The 1,318-nt window shown below is 62.7% G+C and carries 1 pseudogene and 1 other annotated feature; the pseudogene reads left to right on the top strand.

The annotated features are described in order from the left end of the window. The first annotated feature begins 51 nt into the window (after nt 1–51). A pseudogene (locus KDG50_09310) lies at nt 52–1,279 on the top strand (IS3 family transposase). Further along, nucleotides 329–445: a sequence feature (AL1L pseudoknot), on the top strand. It overlaps the preceding pseudogene by 117 nt. Nucleotides 1,280–1,318: the final 39 nt, after the last annotated feature.

The raw sequence follows: 1,318 nt of genomic DNA, 5'->3' as shown, positions 1-1,318 counted from the left end.
TTGAACCGCCCCGGGTTTTGAGGAGGCTTCAACTCTTGAGAGAATGGAGCCATGAAGAAGTCAAACCAGTATTCACCTGAGGTCCGTGAGCGTTCGGTTCGGATGGTACAGGAGCATCGCGGCGAGTATCCGTCGCTGTGGGCGCCGTGGAGTCGATCGCCCCGAAGATCGGCTGCGCGTCACAGACCCTGCTGGATTGGGTCAAGCGGGCGGAGGTCGACGCCGGTAAGCGGCCGGGGACGACCACCGCGGAGGCGCAGCGCATCAAGGAACTGGAACGCGAGAACAAGGAACTGCGGCGTGCCAACGACATCCTGCGCACGGCCAGCGCTTTTTTCGCGCAGGCGGAGCTCGACCGCAAACTGAAGTCCTGAACGCGTACATCGACCAGCACCGGGATACCTACGGGGTCGAGCCGATCTGCAAGGTGTTGCAGGTTGCCCCGTCGGCTTGCCGGCGCCACGCGGCCCGGCAGCGCAACCCGGAACTGCGCAGCGCCAGGGCGAAGAGTGATGACCTGTTGATGCCGCACATCGAGCGTGTCTGGCACGCCAACATGCAGGCCTACGGTGCCGAGAAGGTCTGGAAGCAGATGAACCGCGAGGACATTGCGGTGGCGCGTTGTACCGTGGAACGGCTCATGCGCCGTCTGGGGCTGGAGGGCGTGCGCCGTGGCAAGCGTGTTCGCACCACTGTGCCTGATCCGTCGGCGCCTTGCCCGCTGGATCGGGTCAACCGGCAGTTCAAGTCCGATCGGCCCAACCAGCTCTGGGTGTCGGATTTCACGTACGTATCGACCTGGCAGGGTTGGCTGTACGTGGCTTTCGTCATCGACGTGTTTGCGCGACGCATTGTGGGTTGGCGTGTCAGCACCACCATGACCACTGACTTCGTGCTCGACGCGCTGGAACAGGCGCTGTACGACCGGCAGCCCGATCCCGGCGACGCTCTGATCCATCACAGCGACAGGGGCTCGCAATACGTCTCCATACGCTACAGCGAGCGACTGGCCGAGGCCGGCATTGCACCATCGGTCGGCAGCAAGGGCGATAGCTACGATAACGCCTTGGCCGAGACGATCAATGGCCTGTACAAGGCCGAGCTGATCCATCGCCGGGGTCCGTGGAAGACGCGTGAATCCGTGGAGCTGGCAACCTTGGAATGGGTCTCCTGGTTTAACCACCAGCGGCTGATGGGACCACTGGGTCATATACCTCCAGCAGAAGCTGAGGCAAACTACTACACGCAACTCAACCGTCAGGCCGCGATGGCGGCGTGACTTAAACCAAACAGCCTCCGCGATACCCGGGGCGGTTCA

Source organism: Chromatiales bacterium (genome assembly GCA_020445605.1).
GTDB lineage: Bacteria > Pseudomonadota > Gammaproteobacteria > JAGRGH01 > JAGRGH01 > JAGRGH01.
The sequence above is the reverse complement of the archived record's forward strand: the minus strand, read 5'-3'. Positions and strand labels throughout refer to the sequence as shown.